Source organism: Pandoraea terrae, assembly GCF_902459695.1.
Taxonomy (GTDB): Bacteria; Pseudomonadota; Gammaproteobacteria; order Burkholderiales; family Burkholderiaceae; genus Pandoraea; species Pandoraea terrae.
This window is the reverse complement of the sequence record NZ_CABPRZ010000001.1, coordinates 245,355-264,752: the sequence shown is the minus strand read 5'-3', so window position 1 is coordinate 264,752 and position 19,398 is coordinate 245,355. Positions and strand designations below refer to the sequence as shown.

At 65.5% G+C, this 19,398-nt stretch carries 14 protein-coding genes; 6 read left to right on the top strand and 8 right to left on the bottom strand.

The window, feature by feature from the left end:
- Positions 1-85: 85 nt before the first annotated feature.
- Positions 86-1,615 carry an MDR family MFS transporter gene (locus tag PTE30175_RS01185; protein ID WP_150695216.1) on the top strand — a complete coding sequence of 510 codons (1,530 nt, stop codon included), beginning with the start codon at positions 86-88 and terminating at the stop codon, positions 1,613-1,615.
- A 5-nt stretch (positions 1,616-1,620) separates the two neighbouring features.
- On the opposite strand, the gene PTE30175_RS01180 is transcribed toward PTE30175_RS01185, so the two are convergent.
- Genes PTE30175_RS01180 through hemC form a run of 4 tightly spaced genes read right to left on the bottom strand, consistent with a single transcriptional unit; the run spans position 1,621 to position 5,737 of the window.
- Positions 1,621-2,793 carry a heme biosynthesis protein HemY gene (locus PTE30175_RS01180; RefSeq protein ID WP_150695215.1) on the bottom strand — a complete coding sequence of 391 codons (1,173 nt, stop codon included), beginning with the start codon at positions 2,791-2,793 and terminating at the stop codon, positions 1,621-1,623.
- A 13-nt stretch (positions 2,794-2,806) separates the two neighbouring features.
- Entirely contained in the window at positions 2,807-3,949 is a 1,143-nt protein-coding gene (locus PTE30175_RS01175; protein ID WP_191628735.1) for a uroporphyrinogen-III C-methyltransferase, read from the bottom strand.
- Positions 3,936-4,781 (bottom strand): uroporphyrinogen-III synthase, encoded by an 846-nt coding sequence (locus tag PTE30175_RS01170; protein ID WP_150695213.1) that lies wholly within the window; start codon positions 4,779-4,781, stop codon positions 3,936-3,938. The genes PTE30175_RS01175 and PTE30175_RS01170 overlap by 14 nt, the downstream gene beginning before the upstream one ends.
- The gene (gene hemC / locus PTE30175_RS01165) at positions 4,778-5,737 is read right to left on the bottom strand and encodes a hydroxymethylbilane synthase (RefSeq protein ID WP_150695212.1); all 960 of its coding nucleotides are present in this window, start codon (positions 5,735-5,737) and stop codon (positions 4,778-4,780) included. The genes PTE30175_RS01170 and hemC overlap by 4 nt, the downstream gene beginning before the upstream one ends.
- Before the next feature lie 80 nt (positions 5,738-5,817).
- On the opposite strand from hemC, the gene ppc reads away from it, so the two are divergent.
- Positions 5,818-8,703, top strand: coding sequence for a phosphoenolpyruvate carboxylase (gene ppc / locus PTE30175_RS01160; RefSeq protein WP_150695211.1), 2,886 nt, complete (start codon positions 5,818-5,820; stop codon positions 8,701-8,703).
- Positions 8,704-8,786: 83 nt separating this feature from the next.
- Here ppc and PTE30175_RS01155 read toward each other — a convergent pair whose 3' ends face one another.
- Positions 8,787-9,407, bottom strand: coding sequence for a ferritin-like domain-containing protein (locus tag PTE30175_RS01155; protein ID WP_150695210.1), 621 nt, complete (start codon positions 9,405-9,407; stop codon positions 8,787-8,789).
- A 213-nt stretch (positions 9,408-9,620) separates the two neighbouring features.
- Between PTE30175_RS01155 and aroQ the strand changes: the two genes are divergently transcribed.
- Positions 9,621-10,376 carry a gamma subclass chorismate mutase AroQ gene (gene aroQ / locus PTE30175_RS01150; protein WP_150695209.1) on the top strand — a complete coding sequence of 252 codons (756 nt, stop codon included), beginning with the start codon at positions 9,621-9,623 and terminating at the stop codon, positions 10,374-10,376.
- A gap of 70 nt (positions 10,377-10,446) precedes the next feature.
- Positions 10,447-11,847 carry an argininosuccinate lyase gene (argH, locus tag PTE30175_RS01145; RefSeq protein WP_150695208.1) on the top strand — a complete coding sequence of 467 codons (1,401 nt, stop codon included), beginning with the start codon at positions 10,447-10,449 and terminating at the stop codon, positions 11,845-11,847.
- Between the two features lie 87 nt (positions 11,848-11,934).
- On the opposite strand, the gene PTE30175_RS01140 is transcribed toward argH, so the two are convergent.
- The 3 genes from PTE30175_RS01140 to apbC form a co-directional block, all read right to left on the bottom strand.
- Positions 11,935-14,220 (bottom strand): arginine/lysine/ornithine decarboxylase, encoded by a 2,286-nt coding sequence (locus tag PTE30175_RS01140; RefSeq protein WP_150695207.1) that lies wholly within the window; start codon positions 14,218-14,220, stop codon positions 11,935-11,937.
- Positions 14,221-14,318: 98 nt separating this feature from the next.
- Entirely contained in the window at positions 14,319-14,888 is a 570-nt protein-coding gene (dcd, locus tag PTE30175_RS01135; protein WP_150695206.1) for a dCTP deaminase, read from the bottom strand.
- 94 nt (positions 14,889-14,982) lie between these two features.
- The gene (apbC, locus tag PTE30175_RS01130) at positions 14,983-16,065 is read right to left on the bottom strand and encodes an iron-sulfur cluster carrier protein ApbC (RefSeq protein WP_150695205.1); all 1,083 of its coding nucleotides are present in this window, start codon (positions 16,063-16,065) and stop codon (positions 14,983-14,985) included.
- Between the two features lie 284 nt (positions 16,066-16,349).
- Between apbC and PTE30175_RS01125 the strand changes: the two genes are divergently transcribed.
- Complete coding sequence (locus PTE30175_RS01125; protein ID WP_150695204.1) at positions 16,350-17,006, top strand: YiaD family glycine zipper/OmpA-like lipoprotein; 657 nt, start codon at positions 16,350-16,352, stop codon at positions 17,004-17,006.
- 270 nt (positions 17,007-17,276) lie between these two features.
- Positions 17,277-19,385, top strand: coding sequence for a methionine--tRNA ligase (gene metG / locus PTE30175_RS01120; RefSeq protein ID WP_150695203.1), 2,109 nt, complete (start codon positions 17,277-17,279; stop codon positions 19,383-19,385).
- Positions 19,386-19,398: the final 13 nt, after the last annotated feature.

Here is a 19,398-nt window from a genome sequence, read left to right as displayed (position 1 = left end):
CGCGCGCAGTAGCGCAGCCTGCGCTCTGGGCGTAAGATGACACGGGCCGCCCCTTCGGGCGGTCTGTTTTTTTCTCCAGAGTGCCATGCGTCCCAACGACATCAGCGCCCATCCCGGTTCGCCCGGCGCCGCCGGCGCCGCGGCCCTGACGCCCGCCGACGTCAAGTCGATCCTGTCCGGGCTGTTGCTCATCATGTTTCTCGGCTCGCTCGACCAGACGATCGTCGCGCCCGCCCTGCCCACGATCGCCCGCGATCTCGGCAACTTCGACGCGGTGTCGTGGGTCGTCACCGCGTACCTGCTGTCGTCGACCGCGATCACGCCAATTGTCGGCAAACTTTCCGACCTGTTCGGGCGGCGCGGCATTATCGCGATCAGTGTCGCGGTCTTCCTCGTCGGCTCGATCCTGTGCGCCATTGCGCCCACCATGCTGGCCCTTATCGTGGCACGCGGCGTGCAAGGCCTGGGCGGCGGTGGACTCATCGCCCTCTCGAACACCGTGATCGCCGATATCGTCTCGCCGCGCGAGCGCGGACGCTACCAGGGCTACATTTCAGGGATGTTCGCCGTCTCCGGTGTCCTCGGCCCTGTCACCGGCGGCGTGTTTACCGAGTATCTGAACTGGACGCTCATCTTCTGGATCAACCTGCCGCTCGGCCTGCTCGCCATCTATCTGAGCGACCGGGCATTGAAGCACCTGCCCCGGCGCCAGGGGCGTCCGCGCATCGATTACGCCGGCTCGCTGCTGCTTATCGTGGCGACGGTTTGCCTGCTGCTCGCGCTGACGTGGGGCGGTCATCGCTATGCGTGGGTCTCGGCCGAGATCGCAGGGCTGCTTGCCGCGGCCGTGGTCGTCACGGGGCTTTTCCTGCTGCGCCAGCGAACGGCCGCCGAACCGCTGCTGCCGCTTGCCCTGCTGCGGCATCCGGTCTTCCGCATGACGTCGACAATGGCGGTACTCGTCATGATGGTCAACATCAGCATCGGCATCTATGTGCCGCTGTGCCTGCAGATCTACCGCGGCATGTCGGCAAGTACCTCGGGGCTCATGCTGATCCTGCCCCTGCTCGGCATCGTGGCAGGCGCGCTGTCTGCCGGGCGCTATATGCGCAACACCGGCCGTTACAAACTTCCGCCGCGCATCGGCCTGCCATCGGCGTTCGTCGGCCTGGTGGCCATGGCCATCGGCATCGGCTGGCTGCCGCTGGCGGCGATCGGGTTCTGTCTCGCGCTGGTCGGCATCGGTTTCGGGTCGTGCATGCCGGTGATGACGGTCGCGACGCAAAATGCCGTGCCGCCACGCGATATCGGCATCGCCACGGCCAGCCACGCGTTCTTCCGTGCGCTCGGCGGCATGATCGGCGTGGCCATGTTCGGCGCGGTGATCATCGGCTTGCTGCTGGTGGGATCGGACGCGGGCGCCCCGCGTGAACTGGCGGACCTGCTGCGCGCGGGCGGCCCGCCCCCCGCCGTGATCCCGCATTTGCGCGGCGCCTTCGGTGCATTCTTCGGGGGGTGTGCGCTGGTCACCGCGCTAGCGATCGTCGCGCTGGCGCGCCTGCCCGAATTGCCGTTGCGGCAAAGCTCGGCGAACGAGGCCGGCGGCCTCGACTGACGAAATCAGACCAGGGCGCACTCGCGATAGTGGCGGTTCGCGGCGTCCGTCTGACCGAGCCCCTCGAACAATTGCGCCAACGCCAGATGCAGGCGCACCTTGAGCCGGTGGTCGTCGGTATGACGCAAACCGCCTTCGAGGAACGTCTGCGCCTTGCCCCACAACCGCTGGTGCTGGCACAGCTTGCCGAGGGCAAACAGCAGGTCCGGATCGTTCGGATGGCCCGATTGCCACTGTTCTGCCTTCTGGATCAGCGGGAGCGCGTCGCCGCCGGCGCAGTCCGCATAACGGCGCAGCAGGCGTCCATCCCAGTGCTCCGCCAACGACGCTTCGACGATGTCGCGCGCCTCGCGCGGACGATCGAGCGACACCAGCAATTCGGCAGCGACGTCGGCCAGGCGCGGCGACAGGCGCACGTCCGCCGGCAGGCCGCGCCAGCAGGCGAGCAAGGCGTCTGCATCGTGGCGGTGATCACGCAGGATGCCTTCGCTGGCCGTTTGCTTGAGCTTCGCGGCCAACGCCGGATGCAGCGCCTCGCGCTTCTCGAGCACCTTCAGCAGGTTCAGGACTTCCGGCCACTGCTTCAAATGCTGATGCGCGCGCAACGCCACGAGCTGGGCCTGCATGCGGCGCGCGCCCTGGGCGCGCATTTCGGTCAACGCTTCGAGCGCACCCTCCGCGTCGCGCGCGTCGACACGCAACTCCGCTGTCTGCAGCAAACGCGCCTCTTCGAGATTGGTGCCTTGCGCATCGGCCAGCCACGCGTCGCGGCGCGCGAACTCGCGCATCCGGTGCGCCGCGCGCGCGCCGATGATCGACGCGACGCCGCGATTGTCGGCCTGTTCGGCCGCTTCGCGCGCGGCCTTCTCAGCGCGCGTATAACGACCGGCGAACAGGAACGCGACGGCGTCGCGCAACGCGATATTCGCGCGGCGGCTACGCTGCCGGTTGCGATAGGCTGCCACGCGCTCCGGCATCTTGTAGATGTTGCGCAAGATGCGGACGATGACGTACAGCGCCAGGAACAGCAAAAGAATGGCCAGTACAAACAGGTTCAGCGATACATCGATGCGATACGGCGGCACGAGCATCACGACCTGGCCGTGATTGAAGGTGGCCAGCACGGCAAACCCGGCGGCCACGGCGAACAGAAGCGTCAACCAGATCAGTCCCCGCATATGCGGCGCCCCCTTACGGCTTGTTCGTGACTTGCCCGATGGCCGCGAGGCTACCTTCGAGCGTGGGCAATTCGATCTTGCGTGCGCCGGTGTCGACCTGTTCGAGCAGTGTCTTCACGGCAGCGATGCGGCGCGATTTCGTATCGAAATACTTGTCCAGCGCCGTCTGCGCAACGCTCACGTCGCCATGCACGGCCGACGCATTGCGCGCCAGCAACGCAAGCCGTGCGTTGAGCAAGCGCAGCTTCAGGTTCGCCCGCAGGAATGCGCCCTGCTCCGGCGCGACCAGCATGACGTCCGGATCGTCCAGACGGCGCACCTGCACCAACTGCTTGAGGCTGCCCCACATCTCGGCCGACAGGCGATGCCACGCGGCAGCCCAGGCGTTCTTGTCACCGGCGCCGTCGGGGCCGGCCACATCTGCCTTCGGCGCCGCGCGTTGCTCTTCGGCCTGCAATGGCAGCGTGTCGATCATGGCGATAGCTTCGTCGAGCTTGCCGGTGAGTTGCGGCAAGTCGGCCGCCGGCACGGCTTTCAGGCGATCGATGTCCTTGCGCAACGCGTCGCGCACGCCGGCGAACTGCGCCGCTCCGGTGCGCGCCAGCCGTGCGTCCGCCCCTTCGAGCGCAATCAGCGCGCCGCGCACATTGCCGGCGAGCTGCAATTGCTGGTTGGCGCTCGTCACGATCTGCTCGGTTTCCGCCAGCACCCAGTCGTCGCGGTTGTGCGCGAGTTCCTGATACAGCTGCTCGAGCGCGACCTGCTGACTGCGCGAATCGGCGACGCGGCCTTCGAGCGCCGTGAGACGGCTCTGCACGTCACGCAGCGTATCGAGCGCCTGTTCGGTCTTGACCTGCGCCTGCATCAGGGTCGCATCGCCCGTCTGTTGACGCTTGGCGATTTCCTGCTGGGCGCGCTCGATCTTGTTGTTGAGCGTCAGCCCGCCGATGCCGGCCGCGACTGCGACCAGCACGAACAGCAGCCACGGCAACGCCGCGCCGCCGCGCCGCTTCGGCGCGGGCGGGGTCGGCCCGAGGCTTGGATCGAAGCCTGGCCCGAAGTTGGGCTTGCCGTACGACGCTTCGCCGCCGACGGCGGCAGGCCCCGTCGCAGCGGGATTCTGGGAAGACTCGGGAACGCGGTTATCTGTCGTCATGCTTGGCTTGAATGGGGTCCGCCCACGATTGTAGTGCCGCCAACAAGTTGTCGTCGCCGGCGGCGCATTGCGTAATCCTATCAAACCCGGCGGCACGCGCGGCATTCGCGATGCGCGCGTGCGACGTAAAACAGTCAGCGCCGTAGATTCGCGCCTGCGTGGCGGCGTCATATCGCGCGGCCACCAGGCTCGCAAGATGGCGCGTTGCCTCGGAACTCGTCAACACCCATGCGCAGCGCGTAGCGCTTGCCAGCAGGTCGTCGAGCGCCTGCCAGGCGGCATTCCCGGGGGCCGGCGCGCGGCGCGTATAAGCGCTCACCACATCGAGCCGCGCGCCGTGTGCGCGCAGCGTATCGGCCAACAGTTCACGTCCGCCCCCGCCACGGACCAAGAGTACGTGGCGCCCCGCATACGCCGGCAAATCGAGTTGCGCGAGCAGCGATTCGGAGTCGAAGCGCGCCTGCGCCCCCCCCGGTGGCACGATCACCGCGTGCGTGGGCGCGGCAATGCCGGCCTCGGCCAGTGCCGCCGCGCTGCCCGGACCGACCACGGCCACCGGCACACTCGCCGGCCATGCGCGGCCCAGCCGTTGCAGCGTGTGTGTGACGGCGTTCGGGGAAACGAACACGACGAGTGCGTACGCGCACAGATTGGCGAGCGCGTCGTCCAGCGCGCCAAGCTGACCGTCGTCGGACTGCGGCGCGATGTCCAGCAGCGGAAACGTCAGCACATCGATCCCGGATGCGCGCAACGCCGCGGCGAGACCGTCGGCCTGACCGGCGGGGCGCGTCAGGATCGCGCAGGGGCGAATGCCGGGCCGGCGCGTCGTCACGAACGCGTGGCGTCCTGTTCCGCCGCGCGTACGAGCGCCAGCGCGCCGTCGTCGACGAGCCGTTGCGCGACACGGGCGCCGAGCGCTTCGGCGTCGCCGGAGCTGACCACGGCCGCCGTCTCGCTGGCCGCCAGCGTGCGGCTGCCGTCGATCGCGGCAACGAACGCGCGCAGCGTCAGTTGCGCCCCTTCGAACTGCGCGAACGCTGCCAGCGGCACTTGGCACGAACCGCCGAGCGCACGCGAGACGGCGCGCTCGGCCGTCACGGCCAGCGCCGAAGCGACGTGATGCAGGGGCGCCAGCCAGGCCGCCAGTTCCGGCCGGCCGGCACGGATCTCGATACCCAGCGCACCCTGGCCGGCGGCCGGCAGGCTCGCCTCGGGCGGCAACACCGCGCGGATGCGCGGCGCAAGTCCCAGACGCTTGAGACCGGCGGCCGCGAGAATGATCGCCGCGAAATCGCCGCGATCGAGCTTGGCCAGGCGCGTGTCGAGGTTCCCGCGCAACGGCGCCACCTTCAGGTGCGGATAACGGGCACGCAGACTCATTTCCCGGCGCAGGCTCGAGGTACCGACCACGGCGCCCGCAGGCAGCGCGTCGAGACTGTCGTAGTCGTTACAGACGAACGCATCGCACGGATCCTCGCGCTCGAGGATCGCGCCGAGCGCGAAACCGTCGGGCAACTGCATTGGCACGTCCTTGAGCGAATGCACAGCCAGATCGGCCCGCCCGTCGGCCAGCGCAAGCTCGAGTTCCTTGACGAAAAGGCCCTTCCCGCCGACCTTCGCGAGCGACCGGTCGAGAATCTGATCGCCGCGCGTCGTCATTCCGAGAATACGGACGTCACACTGCGGATATAATTTGTGCAGCGCGTCACGCACGTGTTCGGCCTGCCACATCGCCAACCGGCTCTCGCGCGAGGCAATGACTAGTGTTTCAGGAGCAGCGAAGTTCATCAGCAACCGCGTGAATACCAAAAGAAAATGGTAACACGCTTGCCGGTTCAGTCGTTCTGGCCGGCCATGAGAGGAGCGTCATGAAGAGCAGCGCAACGGCAGGCGCAACGGTACTGCGCCCCACGAATTCCTCCGCAACCACGGTCGCCGGCAGCGCCGCCGCGCGCCGGGGCCGGGATGACAAAGACGCGCCCTTGCGGGAGGACATACGCTTCCTCGGCCGTCTGCTGGGCGAAGTCTTGCGCGAACAGCAGGGCAGCGAGATCTTCGACATCGTCGAGACCATCCGCCAGAACGCGGTCCGGTTTCACCGGGAAGGCGACGCCGCCGCCGCCGAAGCGCTCGATGCGCAGCTCAATGGCCTCACGCGCGAACAGTCGATTTCCGTCGTGCGCGCGTTCAGCTACTTCTCGCACCTCGCCAATATCGCGGAAGACCGCCACCATAATCGCCGCCGCCGCGTACACGCGCTGGCCGGCAGCAAGCCGAAGGCCGGCAGCCTCGCGTGCGCCCTGCAAAGCCTCGTTGCCGCCGACCGCGCCGATCCGGCCACGCTGCGGGCGTTCTTCTCGAGCGCGCTGATCGTGCCGGTGCTGACCGCGCACCCGACGGAAGTGCAACGCAAGAGCATTCTCGACGCGGAGCGCGAAATCGCCCGCCTGCTCGCCGAGCGCGACCTGCCGCTGACCGCTCGCGAGCTCGCGCAGAACACCGAGTTGATGCGCGCGCACGTCACGTCGCTGTGGATGACCCGCATGCTGCGCAGTTCGCGCCTGACGGTCGCCGACGAAATCGAAAACGCGCTGTCGTACTACCGCAGCACGTTCCTCACCGAAATCCCCGCGCTGTATGCCGACATCGGCGCCGAACTCTCGGCGGTGGCGCCCGACCTGCGTGCGCAGACGCTCGCGCCGTTCCTGCAGATGGGCAGCTGGATCGGCGGCGACCGCGATGGCAATCCGAACGTCACCGCACCGACGCTGACGCTCGCCATCACGCGCCAGGCGACCGAAATTTTTGCGTACTACCTCGACGAAGTGCACGCGCTCGGCGCCGAATTGTCCGTCTCCCACTTGCTCGCGGGGGCTAGCGACGCCCTGCTGACGCTGGCACAGCGCTCGCCCGACGACTCGCCGCACCGCGCGGACGAACCGTATCGCCGCGCGCTGATCGGCATCTACGCGCGCCTGGCGGCCACGTCGCAAGCCTGGGTCGGACATGTGCCGCACCGCGTGGCGGTCGGCCCGGCGCCGGCGTATCACAATGCCAGCGAGTTCGTCTCCGACCTGAACACGGTCGTCGCGTCGCTGACCGCGCATCACGGCGCGGCGCTCGTCAAGCAGCGGCTCGGACCGCTGGTGCGCGCGGCGGAAGTGTTCGGCTTCCACCTGGCCAGCATCGACCTGCGCCAGAGCTCCGACATTCATGAAGCCGTCGTCGCCGAACTGTTCGAGAAAGCCGGCGTCGTGGACGATTACGCGTCGCTTTCCGAGGACAGGAAGCTTGCGCTGTTGCTGGCGGAACTGCGCCAGCCGCGCCCGCTGTTCTCGCCGTACCTGGACTATTCGCAACGTACCCTCGACGAACTCGCCGTGTTCACCGCCGCACGCGAGATTCGCGCCCGCTTTGGCGGACGCGCCGTACGCAACTACATCATATCGCACACCGAAACGGTCAGCGATCTGGTGGAAGTCATGCTGCTGCAAAAGGAAACGGGCCTCTTCGACGGCGCACTCGGCGACATCAAGCATCCGGCGAAGCTCGGCATCATGGTCATCCCGCTGTTCGAGACGATCGCCGACTTGCGCAACGCGCCGGTCATCATGCGTGAATGGCTCGACGTGCCCGGCATGGACGCCGTCGTCACGCAACAGGGCGGCGAGCAGGAAGTCATGCTCGGTTACTCCGACAGCAACAAGGACGGCGGCTTCCTGACATCCAACTGGGAGCTCTACAAGGCGGAGCTTGCGCTGGTGCATCTTTTCGACGAGAAGCGCATTCGCCTGCGCCTGTTCCACGGCCGCGGCGGCACGGTCGGCCGAGGCGGCGGTCCGACCTATCAGGCCATCCTGTCGCAACCGCCGGGCACGGTCAACGGCCAGATCCGTCTGACAGAACAGGGCGAAATCATCGCCAGCAAGTTCGCCAACGCCGAGATCGGCCGGCGCAATCTGGAGACGATCGTGGCGGCCACGCTCGAAGCCACGCTGCTGCCGAGCCGCAATCAGCCGCCGAAGCTCGCGGCGTACGAGCAGGTCATGCAGGCGCTGTCCGATTCTGCGTTCTCCGCTTACCGCGCGCTGGTGTACGAAACACCGGGCTTCACCGACTATTTCTTCGCGGCCACGCCGATCGCGGAGATCGCCGAGCTCAATATCGGCTCGCGCCCGGCATCGCGCAAATTCTCCGACCCGAAGCACCGCCGCATCGAAGATCTGCGCGCGATTCCGTGGGGTTTCTCGTGGGGCCAGTGCCGCTTGCTGCTGACCGGCTGGTTTGGCTTCGGCAGCGCGGTCTCGGCCTACCTGGGCGGCGCGAAAACCGCGGCGGATCGCGAGAAGCGTCTGGCGCTGCTGCAGCAGATGCACAAGCGCTGGCCGTTCTTCTCGAACCTGTTGTCGAACATGGACATGGTGCTCGCGAAGACGGACCTCGCCGTCGCCTCGCGCTACGCGGAACTGGTGGCGGACGAAGCGCTGCGTCAGCGCGTGTTCGATCACATCGTGCGCGAGTGGGAGAGCACGACGCAAGCGCTCGGGCAGATTACCGGGCACGATGAGCGCCTGGCCGACAATCCGCTCCTGGCGCGTTCGATCAAGAACCGTTTCCCGTATCTGGATCCGCTCAATCACTTGCAGGTCGAGCTGCTGCGGCGTCACCGAACGGGCACGACCGACGAGCGCGCGCGGCGCGGGATTCACCTGTCGATCAACGGCATCGCGGCCGGCTTGCGCAATACCGGCTGATCCGGCGGAGCACGGCATCGTTGCATGACGGCGGGCGCGGCACATGCAGTGCCGCGGCCCGCTGCCGGCGGCGTAGGGCTAACTCAGCCCACAAACGCGCCCGGCACGGAGTCTTCACCGAGTACATTCAGCAGAATCGCCCAGTGCATGCTCTCGTCCCCGAGAATGCTCGCGGCGGCCTTCGACAAATCCCTGTTGTGGAACATGGGCACGGCGCCGAGATACGCGCCGGTCGCCCCTTTTTCCAGGCCGGCGGCGAAGCGCAGGACATCGGCTTGCGTCTTGAGTTGCGCGACGGGAAACTGATACTCCGCTGCTGCCTTGGCCGCAACCGGTTTCCCGCCCATCTTGTGCACCGCGCCGGCGAGCGCGTCGACATGGGCCTTGTGATGCCCTTGAAACTTCACGGCGACATCCAGCACCGGCTTTTGCAGCAAACCGCTCTCCGCACCCACCTGATAGGCGGCGATGGCTTGATATTCCAGTCCGATCGCAGTGTTGAGAATCGCAATGTCTTCGGTTTCGCTCTTCGACATCGTCGCGCCCCAGGCACCGCCACTGCGGCCCAGACTGACGGCCGCCAGCGCGCCCAGCGTCATGAGGCCCTGCGCGCGCAGGAATCCCCGGCGCGCCAACGTGGGGGCGTCATACGCATCTTGCGGGAGGCGGTCGGCGGACGAGACGGAATCGTTGTGTTCTTGCATGATGAGGCTCCTTTGGGGACCGGGCGTGATGCCCGTAACCCAGATACGAGCCTGCGCGTGCGCCGGATGCATGACGGTCAACATTTTGTCCGGATGACCGCCATTCGCTGGACAGATTGAGATTCCGCCCAACGACAGCCTCGGGCGTTCGCGCTAACATTCGGCTGACGTCGATTCGGCGCGACGCGTGCCGCCGTGACTTAGCGAGACTCCATGAGGCCTTTTGTGTTCCTTGCTCATCGTGTCGGGCGCCTGGCCTGCCTGAGTGTTCTGGCTGCGGGATATTCATGTGTCGCCCAGGCGGCATCCGATGCGACGGCGGCCGCCCAGCCCGCACCGCGCGGGGTTCGCACCATTGCGGCGCAGGCCGCGCAAGCCGCCGGGGGCTATCGCGCGGCAGCCTTGCCCGCGACGCCCCGGGATCCCGCCGGCGTCCGGCCGGCGGCAGCGGCCGACCCGGTGGTCGACCCGTTGCTGCAAGGCGTGCTCGAGCGCCTGGCGATCGGCGAAGCCGTCGCGCGGTCGAAGTTTGATACGGGCAAGCCCGTGCAGGACACGCCGCGCGAACAGGCGTTGCTCGATGCCGTGGCCAGGCAGGCGCCGCAATATGGCGTGACCGGGGCGCAAGCGCGCACATTCTTCCGCGCGCAGATCGAGGCGGGCAAAGTCGTGCAGACGGCGTTGCTGGCCCGCTGGCAGCGTCAAGGCGGTGCGCCGGGCAAGGCGGTGGATCTCGGCGCCACCCTGCGGCCGCGTCTCGATGCGCTGTCGGGCGAGCTGCTGCAAAATCTCGGACGTGTCTGTGCGCTGCCGGCCGGCTCGGCGCGCCAGGCCCGCATCCTTCAAGCGCGCGAGCGGCTGGCGCAGGCCCGCAAGCTGGGCGCGCTGCAGCGGGCGGCGTTCGATCAAGCCACGTCCGGGCTGTGCGCGGCGTCGGCAAAGCGGGGCATGACGCTGGCATTGCTATAATCAGGGTCTCGCGGCCCGCGTCTTGCGGTTTTTGACGCGCCCGACCGATTTCCCTAGTGCAGCCACGACAATGACATCCCAATTCTCCAAGAAGGGCGAAGCCTGGTCGGCCCGCTTCTCCGAACCTGTCTCCGATCTCGTCAAGCGTTATACGGCCTCGGTGTTCTTCGACAAGCGCCTGGCCCTGTTCGACATCGAAGGATCGCTCGCGCATGCCGACATGCTGGCGGCGCAGGGCATCATCGGCGCGCAGGATCTGGCCGACATCCAGCGCGGCATGACGCAGATCCGCGGTGAAATCGAGCGCGGCGAGTTCGACTGGCAACTCGACCTGGAAGACGTCCACCTGAATATCGAAGCCCGCCTGACGTCGCTGATCGGCGACGCGGGCAAGCGCCTGCATACCGGCCGTTCGCGCAACGACCAGGTCGCGACCGACATCCGTCTGTGGCTGCGCAGCGAAATCGACCAGATCGGTGCGCTGCTCGGCAATCTGCGTCGTGCGCTGCTCGACCTGGCCGCGCAACACAGCGCCACGATCCTGCCCGGGTTCACCCACCTGCAGGTGGCACAACCGGTCACGTTCGGCCATCACCTGCTCGCCTACGTCGAGATGTTTTCGCGTGATGCCGAGCGCATGGTCGACTTGCGCCGCCGCGTGAACCGTCTGCCGTTGGGCGCCGCCGCGCTGGCCGGCACCAGCTATCCGATCGACCGCGAACGCGTTGCCAAGACGCTCGGTTTCGACGAAGTCTGCAGCAATTCGCTCGACGCGGTGTCGGACCGTGATTTCGCCATTGAATTCTGCGCCGCAGCCGCGCTCGTCATGACGCACGTCTCGCGCTTCTCGGAAGAGCTGGTCCTCTGGATGAGCCCGCGCGTCGGCTTCATCGACCTTGCCGACCGTTTCTGCACCGGCAGCTCGATCATGCCGCAGAAGAAGAACCCGGACGTTCCCGAACTCGCGCGTGGCAAGACCGGCCGCGTCAATGGCCACCTGATCGCCCTGCTGACCCTGATGAAAGGCCAGCCGCTCGCGTACAACAAGGACAATCAGGAAGACAAGGAGCCGCTGTTCGACACGGTCGATACCGTTGTCGATACGCTGCGCATCTTCGCAGACATGGTGCCTGGCATCTCGGTGCGCGCCGAAGCCATGCGCAACGCTGCGCTGCAAGGCTTCTCGACCGCGACCGATCTGGCCGACTATCTCGTCAAGAAGGGCCTGCCGTTCCGCGATGCCCACGAAGCCGTGGCGCATGCGGTGCGCATCTGCTCGGATCGCGGCATCGACCTCGCCGATTTGTCGCTCGCCGAGTTGCAGGCGTTTTCACCGCTCGTCACCGATGACGTGTTCGGCTTCCTGACGCTGGAGGGCTCGGTGGCCAGCCGCAACCACATCGGCGGCACGGCGCCGGCGCAAGTCGAACGCGCCATCGCTGCTGCACGCGCCAAGCTGCCGCCACAATAACCCGCTCACGGGCAGGTGCGACGAAGAAAAAAGGGCCGCTCATTGAACGGCCCTTTTGCCATGCCCTGTTGCGTACGGCCGCAGCGCTCAGTCGCGCACGCAGTCCACGAAATACTCGGGACGGCCGTCGATTTCCTCGACGACGAGGCCATGGACATCCGTGTGGAAGCCCGGGAATCGCTCGTTGAAATCGCGGGCGAAGCGCAGGTACTGCACGATGGCGGCATTGAAGATCTCGCCGGGGATAAGCAGCGGAATGCCCGGCGGATACGGCGTGAGCAGCACGCTGGTCACACGGCCTTCAAGTTCGTCGATGGGCACGCGGTCGATATGGCGATGCGCGAGCTTGGAGAACGCGTCCGTCGGCTTCATGGCCGGCTGCATGTCCGTCAGGTACATCTCGGTCGTCACGCGTGCCACGTCGTTGGCCTTGTACACGCTGTGGATCTGATCGCACAGATCGCGCAGGCCGATACGCTCGTAGCGCGGGAATTGCTGCACGAACTCCGGCAGTACGCGCCACAGCGGCCGGTTGTGGTCGTAATCGTCCTTGAACTGCTGCAGCTCGGTGACCATCGAGTTCCAGCGGCCCTTGGTGATGCCGATCGTGAACATGATGAAGAACGAGTACAGCCCCGTCTTCTCGACAATGATGCCGTGTTCCGCGAGGTATTTCGTGACGATCGCGGCGGGAATTCCCGACTCGCCGAATTCGCCGTCGACGTCGAGGCCCGGGGTGATGATCGTGGCCTTGATCGGATCGAGCATGTTGAAGCCTTCGGCCAGCGCGCCGAAGCCATGCCAGCGTTCATTGGCGCGCAGCACCCAGTCTTCGCGCTCGCCGATGCCTTCGTCCGACAGATGCTCGGGGCCCCACACCGAGAACCACCACGAATCGCCGTACTCCTTGTCCACCTTGCGCATGGCGCGGCGGAAGTCGATGGCTTCGAGAATCGATTCCTCGACCAGCGCGGTGCCGCCCGGCGGCTCCATCATCGCGGCGGCCACGTCGCACGATGCGATGATCGCGTACTGCGGCGACGTCGACGTGTGCATCAGATACGCCTCGTTGAAGCGGTGCGTGTCGAACTTGCCGGCTTCCGAATCCTGCACCACGATCTGCGAGGCCTGCGAGATTCCGGCGAGCAGCTTGTGGGTGGAGTGCGTGGCGTAGACGATCGCTTCGGACGAGCGCGGACGGCCCTCGCCGATGGCGTGCATGTCGCGGTAAAACTCGTGGAAGGTCGCGTGCGGCAGCCAGGCTTCGTCGAAATGCAACGTGTCGATCGTGTTGCCGAGCATGTCCTTGATCATCTCGACGTTGTAGACAACGCCGTCGTAAGTGCTTTGCGTGATCGTGAGAATGCGCGGCTTTGCATCCGGATTGCGCGCCAGCGCTTCGCGGGCGAACGGATTCGCTTCGATCTTGCGGCGGATGCTCTCCGGCTCGAACTCCGACTTCGGAATCGGCCCAATAATACCGAGGTGATTGCGCGTGGGCGTAAGAAACACGGGCACCGCGCCGGTCATCGTGATCGCGTGCAGGATCGACTTGTGGCAGTTGCGGTCGACCACGACGATGTCGCCCGGCGCCACGGTGGCGTGCCACACGATCTTGTTCGAGGTCGACGTACCGTTCGTCACGAAGAACAGGTGATCGGCGCTGAAGATACGCGCAGCGTTGCGCTCGGAAGCGGCGACGGGACCATTGTGGTCAAGCAATTGGCCGAGTTCTTCCACGGCGTTGCAGACGTCGGCGCGCAGCATGTTCTCGCCGAAGAACTGGTGGAACATCTGCCCCACGGGGCTCTTCAGGAAGGCGACGCCGCCCGAGTGTCCGGGGCAGTGCCACGAGTACGAACCGTCGGCTGCGTAGTGCGTGAGCGCGCGGAAGAACGGCGGCGGCAGCGAGTCGAGATACGAACGCGCTTCGCGGATGATATGTCGCGCCACGAACTCGGGCGTATCCTCGAACATGTGGATGAACCCGTGCAGTTCGCGCAGGATATCGTTCGGGATATGGCGCGAGGTGCGGGTCTCGCCATACAGGAAGATGGGAATGTCCGGATTACGGCGGCGGACTTCCTCGACGAAGGCGCGCAGGTTGATGATGGCGAGCGCAAGCTCACCCTCGCCCTCGCCCCCGGATTCGCTGCTGAAGGTACCGAATTCGTCGTCGTCGATGGACAGGATGAAGCTCGACGCACGGCTCGCCTGCTGGGCGAACGAGGTCAGATCGCCGTAGCTGGTCAGGCCGAGCACTTCCATGCCCTCGGCTTCGATGGCCTCCGCCAACGAGCGGATCCCGGACCCGGAAATGTTTTCTGAGCGGAAATCCTCGTCGATGATGACGATCGGAAAACGGAATTTCATTGGCGTTCCTTCAAAGAAACGAGCCACACGCCGGATAGACGGTGGCTCATTGGGGGCGATGCGTGCGCATTCACCTGGGGCGGGTGGCCAGGGGCGCGCTAGGTCTTGGGCAGCGTGACGCCACGCTGTCCCTGATATTTGCCGCCGCGATCCTTGTACGAGGTCTCGCAGACTTCGTCGGACTCGAAAAACAGCACCTGCGCCACGCCTTCATTGGCGTAGATCTTGGCCGGCAACGGCGTGGTATTGGAGAACTCCAGGGTCACGTAGCCCTCCCATTCGGGTTCGAACGGCGTCACGTTGACGATGATGCCGCAACGCGCATACGTCGACTTGCCCAGGCAGACGGTCAGGACGTTCCGGGGAATGCGGAAGTACTCGACCGTGCGCGCGAGCGCGAACGAATTGGGCGGAATGATACAGACATCGCCTGAAAAATCGACGAAAGATTTCTCGTCGAAGTTCTTCGGGTCGACAATGGTCGAGTTGATGTTCGTGAAAATCTTGAATTCGGCGGCGCAGCGGATGTCGTAGCCATAGCTCGACGTGCCGAAGCTGACGATTTTTTGCCCGTCCTGCGAGGCTCGGACCTGCTTGGGCTCGAAGGGCTCGATCATGCCGTGCTCTTCGGCCATCCGCCGGATCCATTTATCGGACTTGATGGTCATATTGCGCCTGAATTCCGTGGTGCGTGGAAAGAAGGCGACATTTTACGCGATTGTTGCGGTGCGGGGCGGAAAGTGCTCCGGCCCCGCCCGCGCCTCAGGTGTTCTGCACCACGATCGACGGGAACTTGCTGCTCATGTCCTTCGCCTTCGACGCAATCTTGACCGCCATCTGGCGCGCAATGGCGCGGTAGCGCTCGGCCACCTTGCCGTCCGGCTCGGCCGCCACGCTCGGCACGCCCGCGTCGGCATGCACGCGAATGCTCATCTCCAGCGGCAACTTGCCCAGCAGATCGATACCGAAGTCGTGGCACATGCGCTCGCCGCCGCCCACGCCGAAAATCGGCTCCTCGTGGCCGCAGTTCGAGCAGATATGTACGCTCATGTTCTCGACCAGACCGAGAATCGGCACACCGACCTTCTCGAACATCTTCACGCCCTTGCGCGCGTCCAGCAACGCCAGATCCTGCGGCGTCGTGACAATCACCGCGCCGGTAACCGGCACCTTTTGCGCCAGCGTCAGCTGGACGTCGCCCGTGCCCGGCGGCATATCCACGATCAGATAGTCGAGGTCCTGCCAGTTCGTCTGGTTCAGCAATTGCTCGAGCGCCTGCGTCACCATCGGGCCGCGCCATACCATGGGGTTATCGGGCTCGATCAGGAAACCGATGGAACTCGCTTGCAGGCCGTGACCGATCATCGGCTCCAGCGTCTTGCCGTCCTTCGATTGCGGCTTGCCGTGGATACCGAGCAAGGTCGGCAACGACGGGCCGTAGATGTCGGCGTCCAGGATGCCGACGCGCGCACCTTCGTCAGCCAGCGCCAGCGCCAGATTAACCGCCGTGGTGCTCTTGCCCACGCCGCCCTTGCCCGAGGCCACGGCCACGATGTTCTTCACGCCCGGCAGCAGCTTCACGCCGCGCTGGACGGCATGGGCGACGATCTTCTGGCCCACCTGCACGATCACCTGTTCGACGCCCGGCAGCGTCGACACGGCCGCGACGATGCGCTCGCGCATGGCCTCGAATTGGCTCTTCGCGGGATAGCCGAACTCGATCTCGATGCCGACGTGGCCATTGTCGGCCGCCACCTGCTTGACATACTTGCCGCCGATCAGGTCGAGCCCGGTATCGGGGTCGACGATGCCGCGCAATACGTCGTTGATGCTTTCAACGTTCATCTCGGTCTCTCTCACATGTCCTGTCTCGCTGCCGCAAATCAAAATGCGCAGCAGCGCTAACAACTTGTAACAAACGTGGCGCACAGACTCGTCTACGATTCAAGCGCACGTGCTTTCGGGGAACTCCTCGCTGGAACTCCGGTCCCTTGCCTGCTGCCAGTACTCGGCAGTATTGTAAGAGGTAGTGCGCCGGCGCGATCAATAGCCCTGCCCGGCGCGCGTGCTTCGAGGCGGTTTCCACGCATGTCACACCACACAGCAAGTTAATCGATAAGGAGCCTTCCATGGACAAGAATACTCTTCGCGTATCCGCCGTCGTCGTCGCCGCCGCCGCACTGCTGGCCGGCTGCCAGACGCAGCAGGGCACCAACACGGCCGTCGGCACGGGCGTTGGCGCCGCGGTTGGCGCGGGGCTGGGCAACCTGATCGGCGGCAACACCACCGGCACGTTGGTCGGCGCCGCCGTCGGCGCGGCGGCAGGCGGTGCGGCCGGCTACAACTGGTCGGCCATCAAGGGCAAGCTGACCGGCGCGACGCAAGGCACGGGCACGCAGATCTCGGAACAACCCGACGGCTCGCTGAAGGTCAATATCCCGAGCTCCGTGTCATTCGCCACCAACAGCGCCACGATCGCGCCGAACTTCCGCAGCGTGCTCGACCAGGTCGCCCAGACGCTCAACCAGAGCCCTGAAGTCACGGCCGCGGTCGTGGGCCACACGGACAGCACCGGAAGCATGCAGTTGAACATGAATCTGTCGCGCGCGCGCGCCGAAAGCGTGGCCAACTATCTGGGTGACCACGGGGTGGCCCGTCAACGCCTGTCCGCCGAAGGCCGTGGCCCGAACCAGCCGGTCGCGGACAACGGCACGGAAGCCGGCCGCGCGCAAAACCGCCGCGTGGAGATTTATTTGCGCGCTGCGCAAGCAGCACCGCGCGGCTAAGCATGCTGCGCCGCACAATGAATCGTTTGAACTTATCCTGCGCGGGCGCCTCAGACCTCACGGAAGCGCCGTCCCGGCTTCCATCTCCTCTTTGTTTTTGACGTTTAGTGTGCCTAGTTCAGCCGGAGCCATGGTTCCGGCTTTTTTTTGCCCGTTATCCGCGTGAACAGGCACGAAAGCGGGGCGCGCCGCCCGCCCGAGCCCCGCGCCTGCTAAAATCACTGCTTGCGTCACTGACGTCCACTCCCTTCTTCACCCAACCCATACGACATGTCCCGCCGCATTCTTGTCACTTCCGCACTGCCGTACGCCAATGGCCAGATCCACATCGGCCACCTGGTGGAATACATCCAGACCGATATTTGGGTGCGGTTCATGCGAATGCAGGGGCATGAGGTGTACTACGTCGGTGCCGACGACACGCACGGTACGCCGGTCATGCTGCGTGCGGAGAAGGAAGGCATCACGCCCAAGCAGCTGATCGACCGCGTCTGGCTCGAGCACAAACGCGATTTCGACAGCTTCGGCATTTCGTTCGATAACTATTATTCGACCGATTCCGACGAAAACCGCGTGCTTTCCGAGCAGATTTACCTGGCGCTGCAAGCCGAGGGCCTGATCGAGGCGCGGGACATCGAACAAGCCTACGACCCGGTCAAGGAAATGTTCCTGCCGGACCGTTTCATCAAGGGCGAGTGCCCGAAGTGCGGCGCCAAGGACCAATACGGTGATTCCTGCGAAGTCTGCGGCTCGACCTACTTGCCGACGGAGCTGATCAATCCGTATTCGGTCGTGTCCGGTGCGACGCCTGTGCGCAAGACTTCGACGCACTATTTCTTCAAATTGTCGGACCCGCGCTGCGAACAGTTCCTGCGCCGGTGGGTCGCGGGCCTCGCCCAGCCCGAAGCTGCCAACAAGATGAAGGAATGGCTCGGCAATGGCGACGAGGCCGACGGCGGCTCGACGCTGGCCGATTGGGACATTTCGCGCGATGCGCCGTATTTCGGCTTCGAGATCCCGGGCGCACCCGGCAAGTATTTCTACGTCTGGCTCGATGCGCCGGTCGGCTATTACGCCAGTTTCAAGAATCTTTGCGAGCAGAAAGGCTTGAATTTCGAGGAATGGGTCAAGCCGGGGACGAACACCGAGCAGTTCCACTTCATCGGCAAGGACATCCTGTACTTCCACACGCTGTTCTGGCCCGCCATGCTCGAGTTCTCGGGCCATCGCACGCCGACCAACGTGTTCGCGCACGGCTTCCTGACCGTCGACGGCCAGAAGATGTCGAAGTCGCGCGGGACTTTCATCACGGCACAAAGCTTCATCGATTCGGGCCTGAATCCGGAATGGCTGCGCTATTACATCGGCGCGAAACTCAACAGCACGATGGAAGACATCGACCTGAACCTCGATGATTTCGTCGCGCGCGTGAACAGCGACCTGGTCGGCAAGTACGTCAACATTGCCAGCCGCGCGGCCGGCTTCCTGCTCAAGCGCTTCGAGGGCCGGATCTCCCCTGCCGCGATGTCGCTGCCGCTGCTGGTGGAGCTGCGTGCCGCCGCGCCGCAGATCGCCAGCCTGTTCGAGGCCCGCGAGTACGGCAAGGCGTTGCGCCACGTGATGGAGCTGGCGGACACCGTCAATGGTTACGTCGACACGGTCAAGCCCTGGGATCTCGCGAAGGACCCGGCCAACGCCGCGGCCCTGCACGAGGCATGCAGCGTTTGCCTGGAGGCATTCCGCCTGCTCACGCTGTACCTCAAGCCGGTGCTGCCGGGTACGGCCGAAGCGGTCGAGCGCTTCCTGAACATCGCGCCGCTGACGTGGCTGGACGTGGCCTCGCCGCTCTCCGAAGCCCATCCGGTGGCCGCCTACAAACACCTGATGACGCGCGTCGAGGGCAAGCAGATCGAAGCGATGCTCGCCGCGAACCGCGATTCGCTGCAGGCCGCCCCGCCCGCAGCTGCCGCCGACGCAAAGGGCAAAGCCGCGGCCGCAGCCAGGACGGCGGCTGTGCCTGCCGCTGATGTCGGCGACGGGTTCATCAGCATCGACGATTTCGCGAAGATCGATTTGCGTATCGCGCGTATCGTGGATTGCCAGCCAGTCGTGGGTTCCGACAAGCTGCTGCAACTGACGCTCGATGTCGGCGAAGAGAAAACCCGCAACGTGTTCTCGGGCATCAAGTCGGCCTATGCGCCTGAGCAGCTGGTCGGCAAGCTGACGGTGATGGTCGCCAACCTCGCGCCGCGCAAAATGAAGTTCGGGCTGTCAGAAGGCATGGTGCTCGCCGCCTCCGCCAAAGACGAAAAGGCCGAGCCGGGCATCTACATCCTCGAGCCCAACAGCGGCGCGAAGCCGGGCATGCGAGTGAAGTAAGCCCGCCGGGGCG